The sequence below is a fragment of the Bradyrhizobium sp. USDA 4452 genome, assembly GCF_054063575.1.
Window position 1 is genome coordinate 3,082,342 of the sequence record NZ_JBSSGK010000001.1, and the last position, 13,940, is coordinate 3,096,281.

Annotated in this window: 15 protein-coding genes; 8 read left to right on the forward strand and 7 right to left on the reverse strand. The window is 64.1% G+C overall.

Annotated elements, in window-relative coordinates; translation table 11 throughout:
- Positions 1–210: 210 nt before the first annotated feature.
- Positions 211–387 carry a hypothetical protein gene (locus tag ACVISU_RS14840; RefSeq protein WP_172803524.1) on the forward strand — a complete coding sequence of 59 codons (177 nt, stop codon included), beginning with the start codon at positions 211–213 and terminating at the stop codon, positions 385–387.
- A 110-nt stretch (positions 388–497) separates the two neighbouring features.
- On the opposite strand, the gene ACVISU_RS14845 is transcribed toward ACVISU_RS14840, so the two are convergent.
- Together ACVISU_RS14845 and ykgO are read right to left on the reverse strand one after the other, a co-directional pair.
- The gene (locus ACVISU_RS14845; RefSeq protein ID WP_050403713.1) at positions 498–1,154 is read right to left on the reverse strand and encodes a tetratricopeptide repeat protein; all 657 of its coding nucleotides are present in this window, start codon (positions 1,152–1,154) and stop codon (positions 498–500) included.
- Between the two features lie 103 nt (positions 1,155–1,257).
- Complete coding sequence (gene ykgO / locus ACVISU_RS14850) at positions 1,258–1,383, reverse strand: type B 50S ribosomal protein L36 (protein ID WP_002718645.1); 126 nt, start codon at positions 1,381–1,383, stop codon at positions 1,258–1,260.
- Positions 1,384–1,865: 482 nt separating this feature from the next.
- Here ykgO and ACVISU_RS14855 point away from each other — a divergent pair, with 482 nt between their 5' ends.
- The 4 genes from ACVISU_RS14855 to ACVISU_RS14870 are packed head-to-tail and all read left to right on the forward strand — an operon-like array spanning position 1,866 to position 4,875.
- A complete protein-coding gene (locus tag ACVISU_RS14855) occupies positions 1,866–2,750 on the forward strand; it encodes an amidohydrolase family protein (protein WP_456707416.1) in 885 nt (294 codons plus the stop codon).
- A gap of 36 nt (positions 2,751–2,786) precedes the next feature.
- Positions 2,787–3,629: a dienelactone hydrolase family protein gene (locus ACVISU_RS14860; RefSeq protein WP_456707417.1), complete on the forward strand. Its 843-nt coding sequence runs from the start codon at positions 2,787–2,789 to the stop codon at positions 3,627–3,629.
- On the forward strand, positions 3,626–4,369 hold the full coding sequence (locus ACVISU_RS14865; RefSeq protein ID WP_050403716.1) for a haloacid dehalogenase type II: 744 nt from the start codon (positions 3,626–3,628) through the stop codon (positions 4,367–4,369). Before ACVISU_RS14860 ends, ACVISU_RS14865 begins: the two co-directional genes overlap by 4 nt.
- A 20-nt stretch (positions 4,370–4,389) precedes the next feature.
- The gene (locus tag ACVISU_RS14870; RefSeq protein WP_050403717.1) at positions 4,390–4,875 is read left to right on the forward strand and encodes a YbaK/EbsC family protein; all 486 of its coding nucleotides are present in this window, start codon (positions 4,390–4,392) and stop codon (positions 4,873–4,875) included.
- 3 nt (positions 4,876–4,878) lie between these two features.
- On the opposite strand, the gene ACVISU_RS14875 is transcribed toward ACVISU_RS14870, so the two are convergent.
- The 3 genes from ACVISU_RS14875 to ACVISU_RS14885 form a co-directional block, all read right to left on the reverse strand.
- Positions 4,879–5,337 carry a hypothetical protein gene (locus ACVISU_RS14875; RefSeq protein WP_456707418.1) on the reverse strand — a complete coding sequence of 153 codons (459 nt, stop codon included), beginning with the start codon at positions 5,335–5,337 and terminating at the stop codon, positions 4,879–4,881.
- 199 nt (positions 5,338–5,536) lie between these two features.
- Positions 5,537–7,960 carry a Nal1-like putative serine protease gene (locus ACVISU_RS14880; protein ID WP_456707419.1) on the reverse strand — a complete coding sequence of 808 codons (2,424 nt, stop codon included), beginning with the start codon at positions 7,958–7,960 and terminating at the stop codon, positions 5,537–5,539.
- Positions 7,961–8,144: 184 nt separating this feature from the next.
- The gene (locus ACVISU_RS14885) at positions 8,145–9,059 is read right to left on the reverse strand and encodes a LysR family transcriptional regulator (protein ID WP_050403719.1); all 915 of its coding nucleotides are present in this window, start codon (positions 9,057–9,059) and stop codon (positions 8,145–8,147) included.
- A gap of 124 nt (positions 9,060–9,183) precedes the next feature.
- Here ACVISU_RS14885 and ACVISU_RS14890 point away from each other — a divergent pair, with 124 nt between their 5' ends.
- The 3 genes from ACVISU_RS14890 to ACVISU_RS14900 all read left to right on the forward strand — a co-directional run bounded on the left by ACVISU_RS14890 (position 9,184) and on the right by ACVISU_RS14900 (position 11,677).
- Positions 9,184–9,882 (forward strand): pirin family protein, encoded by a 699-nt coding sequence (locus ACVISU_RS14890; protein ID WP_050403720.1) that lies wholly within the window; start codon positions 9,184–9,186, stop codon positions 9,880–9,882.
- Between the two features lie 87 nt (positions 9,883–9,969).
- Positions 9,970–10,569 carry an NAD(P)H:quinone oxidoreductase gene (gene wrbA, locus ACVISU_RS14895; protein WP_456707420.1) on the forward strand — a complete coding sequence of 200 codons (600 nt, stop codon included), beginning with the start codon at positions 9,970–9,972 and terminating at the stop codon, positions 10,567–10,569.
- 160 nt (positions 10,570–10,729) lie between these two features.
- Entirely contained in the window at positions 10,730–11,677 is a 948-nt protein-coding gene (locus ACVISU_RS14900; protein ID WP_456707421.1) for a DUF5996 family protein, read from the forward strand.
- A 23-nt stretch (positions 11,678–11,700) separates the two neighbouring features.
- On the opposite strand, the gene ACVISU_RS14905 is transcribed toward ACVISU_RS14900, so the two are convergent.
- Both ACVISU_RS14905 and ACVISU_RS14910 read right to left on the reverse strand, forming a co-directional pair.
- Positions 11,701–12,891, reverse strand: a complete 1,191-nt coding sequence (locus tag ACVISU_RS14905) for a GNAT family N-acetyltransferase (RefSeq protein WP_456707422.1) — start codon at positions 12,889–12,891, stop codon at positions 11,701–11,703.
- 27 nt (positions 12,892–12,918) lie between these two features.
- The gene (locus ACVISU_RS14910; protein WP_456707423.1) at positions 12,919–13,890 is read right to left on the reverse strand and encodes a cupin-like domain-containing protein; all 972 of its coding nucleotides are present in this window, start codon (positions 13,888–13,890) and stop codon (positions 12,919–12,921) included.
- Positions 13,891–13,940: the final 50 nt, after the last annotated feature.

The window sequence follows — 13,940 nt, forward strand, 5'->3', positions numbered from 1 at the left end:
GGAGTTGTCCACAATGCCCCCAGCCTGTGGATAGCGGGTTTATCCCTGCGTCATTAGTAATTCCATAGATTGCCCGTGGCAATTTCGCCATCAGAGGCGAGGCTTCATCGAAACCGCGACGGGCTCGGGATGTCTCTTGGCTTGTACACTGAATCCACAGGAACCTGCGTCCGCACGACGTGTTCAACGGGAAGTAATCGGAGGAGTACCATGATTTCCGACCCTAGCGATGCGGCCATCGATCAGATCGTGGCGAGTTGCAATGGCGACCTGCGCGGCGCCCTGAAGGCATTGTTGCTGGTGAATGAGCACCTGGAGGCGGAGCTTCAGCAATTCTATGCCGCTGTCGCCCAGGACAGCGCGTCACGCGGCAAGTTACTGCACTAGTCTCCTGCGCCGGACCGTGTCGCGAGCAAGCATCAGGTTCGCGAGCGACGTGCCCATCGCGGCCATTGGCCCGCGATCGCGATCCATCGCACGCATTCAGTTCAAGGCAATCAGATGTCGCGGCCTTCGACCTTCTCGGTCAGCTGCTTGACGATCTGCGGCACCTTCTCGAGGTAGGGATCGACCGCCAGCGCCTTGCGGAAGGCGTCCAGCGCGCGCTTGTCGTCGCCCATGTCCTGCATGATCATGCCGACACCCGCCAGCGCGCCGAAATGGCGGGGCTCGCGGGTCAACACCTGCTGCAGATCTCCAAGCGAACGGACGTAGTCGTTCTTGAGGTAGTAGATGGTCGCGCGCCGGTTCCAGGCCTCGACATAGTCGGGCCGGAGCTTGATCACCGCGTCCAGAAGCTTCAGGGCGACATCGACATTCTGGGCGTCGAGCGCGGCCTTGGCGCGCACCATCAAAAGCGCCGCGGTATCGCTCGGGGTTTGCAGCCATAGCGCCCATATCCGCGCCTCGACATGGCGGGCGCTGTCCTCATCAGGCGCGGCCTTCAGCGCGCCGAACAGGAAATCCAGCCCGCGGGTGCGGTCGGCCGGAACCTTCGGTAGCTTGGTCGGGGCTTCCGGCAGTTTCTTCTGCGCCTTCGGCGGCGGGACCACGTGCGGATCGTCCTGGGCGGCGGCCGCGACGGGCACGGCCAGAAGGGCTGCGATCAGGATCGCCAGCCGGCGGTTGGTGGGCCGAAGGAGGTTGAATCCCATGACCGAAGTCTAGACGCACAAAGCCGCGCTGCAAAGCAGCACGGCGTCAAAGACCTGTGAAATGATGTGTTGGGATCGGCGCAATCGGCCGACCCGCGCCGGATCAACCCTGGCGCGCCTTGAAGCGGCGCTGGACCTTGTTGATCACGTAGACCCGGCCCTTGCGGCGGACCAGACGGTTGTTGCGATGGCGGCCGCGCAGCGACTTCAGCGAGTTACGGACCTTCATGGGACAATCCTGTTACTTCGAAAGGCCCGCGTTGGAGGCCGTACCTGATCAATGCCAATCGTCGGCAAAAAGCCAATAGTTGGCGAAATGGGATTATCCCGACAAGCGGCCTACCGCGCGGGACGGCCGGGTTCTAAGCCATCGGACCGTTAAATGTCAACCGAGATGGGCCGATTTTCGGCCATATCCCGGCCTGGAACCGACGTTGGCCATCCCCGTCACGTTATTGAGATCACATCAGAAACGGACGACCGCCGCGATATCCGCGCCATCGCCCCGTCCGGTCGCAGCGCTCTAACGGTGGCTTCTTGGCCGGCGAAGCGGGCTCACGCGCCGGATGCACCCCGCACCCAGGGACGACTTCGTGCCCGAACCGGGTTCGCGCCGCCACCGCGCCTTCCATCAACTCAGACCGCTTGCGAAAATTGTTATATCATATAATTATTTTCCATCACCAACAAACACGCCGCCGGGGAAGCCGAATGCCCAAGCTCAAACTGCCCGACATCGAAAAGGTCACCGCGATCGACATCCACACCCATGCCGAGGAGCCGTGCGGCATGCATGGCGACGACGGCTATGACGATTTCCAGGCGCAGATGGCTGACTATTTCAGGTCGCCGCACAAGCATCCGCCGACCGTGCCGGAGACTGCGGCCTACTACCGCGCCAAGAACATCGCCGCGGTGATCTTTCCGGTCGACGCCGAACGCGAGACCGGTTTCCGCCGCTACAAGAACGAAGAAATGCTGGAGATCGCGTCCGACCATCTCGACGTGCTGATCCCGTTCGTCTCGATCGATCCGCACAAGGGCAAGCTCGGCGTCCGCGAGGCACGCAGGCTGATCGAGGACTATGGCGTCCGCGGCTTCAAATTCCATCCGACCATGCAGGGCTTCTACGCCAACGACCGCATGGCCTATCCGCTCTATGAGGCGATCAATGACGGCGGTGCGATTGCGCTGTTCCACACCGGCCAGACCGGCGTCGGCTCGGGCATGCCGGGCGGCATGGGGATGCGGCTGAAATATTCCAACCCGATGTACATGGACGACGTCGCGGCCGATTTTCCCGACCTCAAGATCATCCTCGCGCATCCCTCCTTCCCCTGGCAGGAAGAGGCCCTGTCGGTCGCGACCCACAAGCCGAACGTCTACATCGACCTGTCCGGCTGGTCGCCGAAATATTTCCCGCCGATCCTGGTGCGCTACATCAACTCGATCCTGCAGGACAAGATGCTGTTCGGCTCCGACTGGCCGGTCATCACGCCGGACCGCTGGCTCGCAGATTTCGCCAAGCTCGACATCCGCGAGGAGATCCGCCCCAAGGTCCTGAAGGCCAACGCGCGCAAGATTTTGGGGATTTAAGGGAGTATTGTCGGCGGCAAGCTTCGGAGGTGGTTCATGGCGAACTTCACCGGACTTGCCGCTTTCCTCGCCGCGCTCGCGATCGCAAGCGCAGTGCCGGGCTGCGCCGCCGCCGCCGAGCAGCCGGCCGCCTTCGTCGAGTTCGAGAGCCCGCTTGCGAGCGCGCAACCGCTGCAAGGCCTGTTGCGGCGGCCGGAGCGACCGGGTCCCCTGCCCGCCGTGGTGTTGCTCCACGGCTGCAGCGGGCAGTGGCGGGAACTCGACGAGCGCTGGGGCAAGCGGCTCGCGGCCTGGGGCTATGTCACGCTCACGGTAGACCGGTTCGGCCCACGCGGCATCAGCAATACCTGCACCGGCGATGTTCCGGCCGCAACGGTTCACGACGCCTATCGCGCGCTGAGCTTCCTGACCCGGCAATCCCTGGTCGATCCCAGACGCATTGCCGTGGTCGGCTTTTCACAGGGCGGATGGCTCGCATTGCTCTCGGTCGAGCGCGGCGCAATCGAGGTCAACGCAACAGAAAAATTCCGCGCCGCCGTCGCCTTCTATCCACGCTGCCTCGGCATCAAGGGCGACATGACCGTGCCGACCCTGATCATGGTCGGCGAACTCGACGACTGGACGTCCGCGCAAGAGTGCCGGAACCTGGCGCAGGGCCGCGACGATGACGGCATCTCCCGGCAGCAGGGCCTTGGCTATCCGATCGAACTGATCGTCTATCCCGGCGCCCATCACGATTTTGACGAGCCGCAATATCGCATACCGGGGCAGCTGCTCGGTCATCACCTCGAATTCAACGAGCAGGTCCGCGATCAGTCCATCGACGCTCTCAGGAAATTCTTGTATGCGACCATTGGCGGGCAAGAGAAAACTCAATGAGCATCAAAGCAATCGTCTTCGACGCCTACGGCACGCTCTACGACGTTCAGTCGGTCGCCGAAATCACCGAGGACGCGTTCCCCGGCTATGGCGACATCATCACGCAGATCTGGCGCATCAAGCAGCTCGAATACTCCTGGCTGCGCACGCTGATGCGGCGCTACCAGGATTTTGCGACCGTGACCCGCGATTCCCTCGCCTACACGCTGCGCTGCCTCGGCCTGCAATATGACGAGGCGACCTTCGGGCGCATCATCGACAAGTACCAGCATCTTGCGCTGTATCCGGATGCCGTCGCTGCGCTCGAGGCGATGAAGGACAAGAAGCTCGCGATCCTCTCCAACGGCAGCCCTGGCATGCTGAATGCGCTGGTGCGCAATTCCGGCCTCGATCGCCTGCTCGATGCGACCATCAGCGTCGACGCCCACAAGGTGTTCAAGCCGGCACCGGAAGCCTACACGCTGATCGAGGAGGTGCTGAACGTGCCGCCTGCGGAGGTGCTGTTCATCTCGTCCAATCCGTGGGACGCCTGCGGCGCCAAGGCGTTTGGACTCAATGTCGCATGGATCGAACGGGTGACGCCGGAGGCGATGGCGCTGGCCTGCGTCGAAAGCGAGACAGTTGCCCCATTGACGATGTTTTGGGCGTTGCGTACCCAGATGGACGAGCTCGGCGTGGTGCCCGATCATCGGATCCACGGCCTGTCTGAACTTCCTGCCCTGGTGTCTGCCAGATCCTGACTAGCAAGGTCCTGAACAGTATGAGCCTCGCCTCCGTCCGCGCCTTCTTCGCCGAGAAGGCGCCCGAAATCTCCGTGATCGAATCCGCTGTGAGCTCTGCGACCGTCGCGCTGGCGGCGGAGGCCTATGGCGTCGAGCCGGCGCGGATCGCCAAGACACTGAGCCTGCGGGTCGGTGACCGTGTGGTGCTGATCGTCACGGCCGGAACGTCCCGGATGGACAACAAGAAGGTGAAGGCCGCGTTCGGCGGCAAGCCGAAGATGCTCGGCCTCGACGAGGTCGCCGATATCACCGGCCACGAGGTTGGCGGCGTCTGTCCGTTCGGACTGAAGACGCCGCTGCCGGTCTTTTGCGATGTGTCGCTGAAGGCATTCGACATCGTGGTGCCGGCCGCAGGCTCGACCCACAGCGCGGTGCGCATCACGCCCGACCGGATGGCGGAACTCACCGCCGCAGAATGGGTCGATGTCTGCGAGGTCAGGTCTCAGGCAGACGTCGGTTCCTAGAGATTAGTCTTCGTCGTCGCCAGGCGCCGGCCGCGGTGGCGCAACGGAGCCTGGACGCATCTGCTGTTGCACGTGCGGCCGCTGCATCGTCTGCGGCTGGGGCGCGCGCCCCTGCGTTTGGGCCTGCTGTTGCGCATTGGACTCGAACACCGCCCGGCAAGAACTGCCAAGCAGCGCCGTATTCTGCCGCAGGCAGGCGACAATCCGGTTGGTGTCGGGAATCTGATCGCTGCACAGCCGCATCACGTCAGGCGTGCAAGCCATCTGCTGTTCCCAGGTGCCACGATACTCCTGCGATAGCGCAGGCGCGGCCGTGCCAAGGCCGCCGATCGCGATCGCTAATCTCAGGACAATCCGCTGCGTCTGCATGCCCAATGCCTTCATTCGATTGGAGTTCAATTTGATCCGCGCAGGCGGGTTCCGCGCGGCGATTGCTTCAACGTGGAAAATAAATGCGGCCAAGGATCGTTCGTGCAGACAACTAAATGTGATTGCCGATCGACACAGGTTCCCTGTTCGACCTTGCCGCTTCTTCACCGCCGCGCTCAAGCGCGCGCTGTCGTCTGCAATAAATTCTTGAAAATTCCGCCGCGTCTCCTTTCCCGCAAGCGGGAGAGATGCAGCAGTTTGCCGCGAGGCCGGTTCAGCCTGATTCAAAAAGCTAGCGCTTGCGCGTCTTTGCAACCGACCGCTTCCTGGCCGCGCCGCGCTTGGTCGCTGTCTTCTTGCTGGCGGCTGCGCGGCGGACCGGAGCGGCTGCCGGTGGACGCTTGCGCGACCCCGCCTTCCTGACCGCCTTCCTGGCCGAATTCTTAGCTGTCTTCTTCGCTGCTTTCTTTGCGGCCTGCGGGCTCGCGCGCCGCGCCGTCGACGCACTCCGGCGCCGCGCGCCGCTTCCCCCGACCGGAACGATGTGGTCGTCGGCATCGAGCGTGAGCTGCTGGAGCGGATATGCCGGCAGGAAGCTCGGATCGTTGTAGAGCTTGCTCAAGCTGCCCTGGTCGAACTTGCCGCCTTGCCCGCGATCTTCACCTGCGCCGGCGCGCCAGGCCGCTTCCCAAACTCTCGCGAGCGTCTTGGCGCCGTCCTGCATGCAGGCCGCCGTCGCATCCTTCAGCTTCGACCACATCACGTCGACCTGGCCACTTCCCATGTGCGAGTTGAACAGGTCGACGATCGTCATCGGCGGCAGCCGCTTCACGGTTCGCTGCATCAGCGCGACCACGGCGACCGCAGCGTCGCGTCCGGTCGGCGTGGCGCCCGCAGCGATCTCCGCGACGTCGCTGGTCCGCGCTTCGGGGATCATCTTGATGAGGTCCTTGCCGTGGCGCCCGATCATCGTGGTCTCGTACACGCTGTGCACCTTGGCGTGCTTCTTGTCGTTCGGGTCGAGGCCATGGTGAAATTGCGAGATGTGCAGCGGCTGGCAGGCATCGCCGATGTAGTGCGCGACGATCCCCGCGGCGCAGACGAATTCCAGCTTCTTGTTGGCAGCGGCGTATTCGACCATTTCGTCGAAGATCTGCCAGATCCGGAACGGCAACGCGCCGCGGCGGTCCTCGCCGATCCCTTCGTAATAGTCGTTCCAGACCTTTGGATCGACGTTGCGCGTGGACTCGGCGCAAAGATCCAGCAGCGTCTTGCCATCCTTGCCCGGTCTATCCATGTCGGCGAAATGGTTGCTCTCGTCGGTGTGCCGGGTGAAGCGCCAGACCAGGTCGGCGACGTCGGCCAGCGGCGCGAATGCGCCGCGCTGATACGGCTTGAGATTGGCCAGCAGCTTGTCGTCGAGGCCGATATTGTCGGAATTGGCGTCCATCATGGCGGAGAGCTTGGGCAACTTCGCATCGATCAAGCCGGTGGCGTAGGCGCCGATCTTGACGTGTCCCCATTCGCCCCAATACTCGGTGTGGCCGGCGTTCCAGTCGCCGATCAATTCGACATCGAGCTCGCGGCACAGCGTCGCCATACAGATGCCGAGCGCAACCTGCATCGGGACCTTGCCGCCTGATCCGAACAATTCCTGGCCACCCCATTCCAGCGCCAGGGGACTGAGGATGCGCGCGCCGCTGGCGTTCTTCTTCGCGTCCGGATCGTCGAGAAACCAGACCGTGCCGGAGTCGCCGGGATAGTTGTTGAGCGGGGTATCGCCGTCGCGCGGGCCGATCACGAAATCGCTGACATATTCCATGCCGCCGACGGTCTTGTAGCGATAGAACAGGCCAATGATCTTGCCCTTCATCAATCCGCTGGTGGCGCCGAAGGCGATCAGCGGCTGGTTGATGATCTCGAGGCGGAAGGTGCCGACATTGAGATCGACGACGTCGCCGACCTGGCCGACGCCGTAGACCTGCGCGGTCCAGCCCTTGACGTCGTCGACGCGGATCAATCCGGCATCGAGATTGGCCACCACGCGCGCGCCGGGCCAGCCGGGATAGACGTCGCTGAACGCGCGCTTGCCGAGTTGCAGCGCATCGCTGATGCCGAGGCGGCGGTCCGTGTTCTTGAAGCCGGCGAAGATCTCGCGCCCGGCCGCGCCGACCACGTGGCGATTGGAGAGTGCAAACACGGTCTCGCCATTGGTGACGAGGCAACCGATCGAGCCGCGGTGGATCTTGCCCTGGATCATGGTCTGGACGGGGAAGCCGCCGCCGACCAGATCGCTCTTGAACACCGGCGGATCGACGACGCCGGGGCTGCCCTCGTTCGGATCGACCTTGACGACGCAGGTCGGCACGACGCGCCCGTCCGGCAGATACAGGAACGGCGGCACCAGCTGGTCCTGCTTCTCCGGATGGTTCTTCAAATCCGAGCGCTTCATCCAATCCCGCACGAAGACGAGAATGCAGGGCCATGACCAGTCCTTGACCGACGAATTGAACAGCGTGCGCGGTCCGAGCGCCTGCGGCTTGGAATGGTGCCGCCGTTCGGTCGCGTTGCGGTCGCTGTCCCGGATCAGATAGCGGCCGATCGCCGTGGCGTAGACCGATTGCAGATGGGCCAGATGCACATGATAGGCTTCGCGGGCATCGAGCAGATCCTTCACCGACAATGACGTGAAATCGTGCTTGGTCAGATCAATCATCTGATCCCTCCCAAAATGCGCTTAGCGGCAACAGGTTCAGGACACAGAAATAGACGATCGCGGCGGCCCACGATCATGGGTTAGTTCACACAGTTTATACAATTTAAAAGGGATGACACGAATGTGACGGGTCACGCGGCCTACGGCCTGCGTGCGGACGTCCGTTATTCGGATGAGCGGCCCGTTATTTCCGCTGGCCGCGGCCTTTGGCGAAATGGCTGGCGAGGAAATCCGCCAGCACCTCGACGCGGGCGGGACGCGGGCCGCCGGGCGGGGTGACGAGATGCACGGCGCCCTCGGGCTGCTTCCAGCCTTTCAGGATCACCTCGACCTCGCCGCGCGCGATCGCGTCGCCGACGATGAAGTCGGGCAGATCGGCGATGCCGAGGCCGGCGAGCAGCGCGGGCATCACGGCCTCGCCATTGTTGACGCGCAACTGGCCGGCGGGACGCACGCTCGCCTGTTCGCCAGACGCGTTGGTGTAGTGCCAGACGCCCTGGGTCGAGAGATAGGCGTAGCCGAAGCATTTGTGCTCGGCGAGATGCATCGGATGGGTCGGCCGGCCGTAGCGCTTCAGATAGGACGGCGCCGCCACCGTGTAGCGCGGCATGCCGCACAGCCGTCGCGCGATCAGCGAGGAATCCGGCAGCCGTGCGATGCGCAGGCCGGCATCGAAGCCTTCGCCGATCAGATCGACGGTGGCATCACTCAGATGCAGATCGATCGCGACCTCCGGATAGGCCTCCATGAATTCCGGCAGCAGGGGCGCCACGGTCTTGATGCCGAAGCTCATGGGCACCGCGAACCGCACCAAGCCGCGCGGCGTGGTCGATTGCGCCAGCGCCTCGCTCTCGGCGGCCTCGCCGTCGGCCAGCAGCCGCGCGGCGCGCTCCGACAGTTTCTGGCCGGCATCGGTCAGCGCCAGACGCCGCGAGGTGCGGTTGAACAGCCGCGCGCCGAGCCGCTCCTCCAGCCGGCTGACCGCTTTCGAGATGGTCGCCTTGGACAGTGAGAGCTCGGTCGCAGCCGCCGCAAACGACCGTAACTCCACGACTTTTGCGAAGATCGCGAGCGCCTCGAAGTCCGGAAGTTTCGACATGGCAGCTGCCCCGATTACCAATTTTGGAAACAATGAGTTTCAATAGTTTCTATTTCTATACCACAGCCGGAGGCATATCCAAGGGGTCAACGAGATCGAAACCAACTATCAAGCGGAGTAACACATGATCGAACTCAGACCATTCGCAGAGCTTGGCGGCGCCGACCACGGCTGGCTGAAGGCCAAACATCACTTCTCGTTCGCGAGCTACTACGATCCCGCCAATGTCAGCCACGGCGCGCTGCGCGTGTGGAACGACGACGAAATCGCGCCCAACTCGGGCTTCCCGGCGCATCCGCATGCCAACATGGAGATCATCACCTATGTTCGCGAAGGCGCGATCACGCACCAGGACTCGCTCGGCAACAAGGGACGCACCGAAGCCGGCGACGTGCAGGTGATGAGCGCCGGCAGCGGCATCCGTCACTCCGAGTACAATCTGGAGCCGTCCAAGACCAAGATCTTCCAGATCTGGATCGAGCCGACGACGAAGGGCGGCCAGCCGACCTGGGGCTCGAAGCCGTTCCCGAAGGCGGACCGCTCGGGCAAGCTCGTCACCATCGCCTCCGGCATCGCCGGCGACAACGACGCGCTGCCGATCCGCGCCGATGCGCGGGTGCTCGCCACCACGCTGAAGGCCGGTGAGAGCGCGGAATACGCCGCCGACAAGGCCCGTCACCTCTATCTGGTGCCGGCGGCCGGCAGCATCGAGGTCAACGGTGTCCGCGTCAACACACGCGACGGCGCCGCGATCCGCGATGAAGCCAAGCTGAAGATCATCGCGCTCGAGGATGCCGAGCTCGTGCTGGTCGACGCGGCCTGATCACCTCACTCTGCATGTGCGGACGGATGTCCGCGCATGCCCCTCCCCGATCATCTTCCCTTACCTCAACCCCAGAAGGAGGCCATCATGGCCAAGGTTCTCGTCCTCTACTACTCCGCCTACGGTCATATCGAAGCGATGGCCAATGCCGTCGCGGAAGGTGCGCGCGAAGCCGGCGCTACCGTCGACATCAAGCGCGTGCCCGAGCTGGTGCCGGCCGAAGTCGCCAAAGCTTCGTACTACAAGCTCGACCAGCCCTCGCCGATCGCCAAAATCGACGACCTCGCCAACTATGACGCGATCATCGTCGGCACCGGCACCCGGTTCGGCCGCATGGCCTCGCAGATGGCGAACTTCCTCGACCAGGCCGGCGGGCTCTGGGCCCGGGGCGCGCTGAACGGCAAGGTCGGCGGCGCCTTCACCTCGAGCGCGACCCAGCATGGCGGCCAGGAGACCACGCTGTTCTCGATCATCACCAACCTCTTGCATTTCGGCATGACCGTGATCGGCCTGAACTATGGCTTTGCCGGACAAATGAAGCTCGACGAGGTCACCGGCGGCGCGCCCTACGGCGCCACCACGATCACCGGCGGCGACGGCAGCCGCCAACCCAGCGAGAACGAACTCGCCGGCGCGCGCTATCAGGGCCGCGCCATCGCGGAGGCCGCGAAGAAGCTGCACGGCTGAACTGCACGGCCGAGTTCCACATCCGGCTGGATAGATGCTCGACAGGGCGGCACTCGGTGACGATTGCCGCCCCCTCGACCGCAACGGTTCCCGAGGTTCATCGCGACTATTTTCGTGATATGCCGCAAGGCTCCTTGTCGGCGCAGCCCTGAGGTTTGCCATGACCAACGCACCGAAGACCCGCTGGCCGGAACTGCCGACGGCGGAGTGGCGCGACACCTGTGCCACGCTCCAGCTCTTCACCCAGATCGTCGGCAAGATCCGGCTGGCGAAATCGCCCTGGCTCAATCACTCCTGGCACGTTACGCTCTATGTCACGGCACGCGGGCTGACAACCTCACCGATCCCGGATGGTGACCGCACGTTCCAGGTCGACTTCAATTTCATCGATCACGTGCTGCGCATCTCGACCAGCGACGGCGCCGAGCGGCAATTCGCGCTGGCCGGGCAATCGGTCGCGAGCTTCTACGCGGCGATCATGGCGAAGCTGAGCGAGCTCGGCGTCAATGTCGTCATCGACGAGACGCCGAACGAAATCCCCGAGCCGATCCGGTTTTCGCTGGACACGCAACATGCCGCCTACGATGCGGACGCCGTGCGCCGTTTTCACCAGATCCTCGTGAACTGCGACCGCGTGTTCAAGCAATTCCGGACCGGCTTTCTCGGCAAGGCGAGCCCGGTGCATTTCTTCTGGGGCAGCTTCGATCTCGCGGTGACGCGCTTCTCGGGCAGGACGGCACCGCGGCATCCCGGCGGCGTACCGCATTTGCCCGACGAGGTGGCGCACGAAGCCTATTCGCACGAGGTCAGCAGCGCCGGCTTCTGGCCGGGCGGCGGCGCGATTGATTATCCCGCTTTCTATTCCTATGCCTATCCGGAACCTGCGGGCTATCGCAGCATGCCGGTGCGACCTGACGCTGCGTTCTTCAGCGAGGCGCTCGGCGAATTCATCCTGCCCTACGACGCCGTGCGGATGGCTGCGGACCCGGACAGGGCGCTGCTCGAATTCCTGCAATCAAGCTATGAGGCCGCGGCCATCAATGCGAACTGGGACCGTGCTGCGCTGGAGTGCACACCGGGCCAGCCGGGCGTGGTCAGAGGGGTCTGAGGCCGGCGCGCCGCGCCCTTCGTTCAATCGTCTTCGCGCGAGGGCGTCGCCTTGCCGAGCGCCCGTTTCAGCCGCGCGGTCAGCTCGGGATAGTGACGCAGCGCCAGCACGGCGCGGTCGCGCAGCGCGTGAGGCTGCCCGCGCCAGCTCAAGGGTGCGCTGAGGTCGACCAGTGGCGTGCGCTGCGGTCCGAACCGCCGCTTGTAGCTGTAATTGCCGATCGAGAAATCGAACTCCCGCACACCATCCTTGTGCAGCGCTGCGATGGTGCGATCGACGATCAGCCGGCCCGGCGAACAGGCCGACCATTTGCCGCCCGCATTGCTGATGCGGATCATGACGTAGCGCGAGCCGGTGCGAATGCCGAGCAGCGTCGCCACGACTTCGTCGTGGGTCGCAAGCGCGGTCATGACGGCATAGCCGCGCGCGGTGCCTTCGCGCACGAGGTCGCGATAGAAGGCGGCGCAGTCCGCATTGTCGAGCACGTAGTTGAGCCCCAGGCTGTTCAGCCGCGCGTCCTGCTGCGCTTCCGTGACGGACAGCAGGCCCAGCGCCTCGTCGGTATCTGTGGCGATCCTGAATGATGCGGACCGCTCGCGCGCAAACACGCGCCAGCTCCGTCCCAATTCCTTGCGAACCTTCCGGCTCAGCTCGTAGCGCCAGGCGTCGTGGTCGTCGCCGATGGTCAGGAGATTGCCGTTGACGACCGACGGCCCGATGCCGTGGAGCAGCGCCAGCGGGTTGGATCGCGTCGCGAGCTTGATCGGCATCTTGCGAAACCTGATCAGATCGGCCCCGCCTTGCGCCTTGCGCAGCGCGGCCTGCAAATCGCGCCAGAACTGCCATGCGGCGACGTCGTCGCGCGGCGCAGCCGGCCCGAGCACCGGCGCGTTGAAATCGGTGAGGTTGAGGTCGGCGAATTCAACGATGCGCAGGCTGCCCAGCCGATGACGGATCAGCGGCAGCAGCGCCGCCCGCTCGCCGGTCGCGGCATCGCTGACAAGGGCGATCAGCGGCTCGACGCCGTCGGTCGACGCGAAAGCGCGGTACCAGGACGCATACCATTGCGGATGCTGGAACGCGGTAAGCGGTTCGAAAGTCCCCCAGCGGGCGACCGCCTGCGCCCAATCGGAAACCAATTCGACGCGATAGCCGACCGCATAGGAGGCGACTCGCGCCCCGAATTTCTCAACCGCTGTCGTCAAGACCGTCATTTCAGCACCTGCTACCGGCAAGCTGGCTTACGCCGCCTGCAACGCCGCATTGGACGGGTCCTTGGGCGGGTCCCTGGGCAGGTCGACGATCTTGCCGAGATCGCTCTCGTCGAGGCGGAAGTCGATTGCGCGCCGCACGGCACGTTCGCGCTTCACCCACTTGCCGTCGCGCAGCAGCTTCTGCATCACCTGCTTGGCGAAGAAGGTCGGGCCGCGGATGCTGCGGCTGCGCGGCGTGTAACCGAAGCGATGCCGCAGCATGCCGTTGGCAAGATGCAGGATCTGGGCGCGGCGGATGTCGTCGTTGACATAGGAGATCGTCATCGAGATGTTGACGGTGTCGAGGTTCTCGACACGGTGCGGCGCATTGAGCGGCCAGTTCAGCATCTGGCCGGGCTCGAGATCGATGACCTGCGCATGCCAGTCGTACCAGGGTTCGTAGGGGATATCGACCTCGACGTCGAACAGCGCGATGTTCTCCAGATGCTCGGGCCGGATGAAGGGCTGCGTGGCGGGGTAGATGTAGACCCGCTTGCGGCCGGCGATCTGGACCAGGCCCTGCCCCGGCAGATCGGCGTGGTAATAGACCTGCGCATCGGGCGACGAAATCAGGATGCCGGCCTGATGGGTCGGCGCATCGAAGCCAGGAACCTTGGCCGCGATCTCGCCGAACATCCGCTCGATCATGTCGCGGTAGCGCCGATCGATCGCGGTGACGTTGCGCAGGTTCAGCCACAGACCGCCGCGCGAAATCGCCTCGATCACCTGATGGCCGCGCAACCTGCCGATCTCGCCCTCGCGCCAGACCCGGCTCGATCCCTTGGCGCCAGTCTTGACCAGGCTGTAATGCTCGCGCGGATAGTGCTCGATCAGCTTGGCGAGATCGTCCATTGAGAACGCGGGCTGCTCGTGCATGGTGTGCTCGAGCCGGATCGGCTGATGGCTCCAGAGCCTGGAATGGTTGTCATCCCAGTTCGCAAAGATCTTGCCCGTCGTCATTGGTCGCGCTCCTGGCTGCGCCGTTTCGCTGCATTCGATGTCCCGTTCCG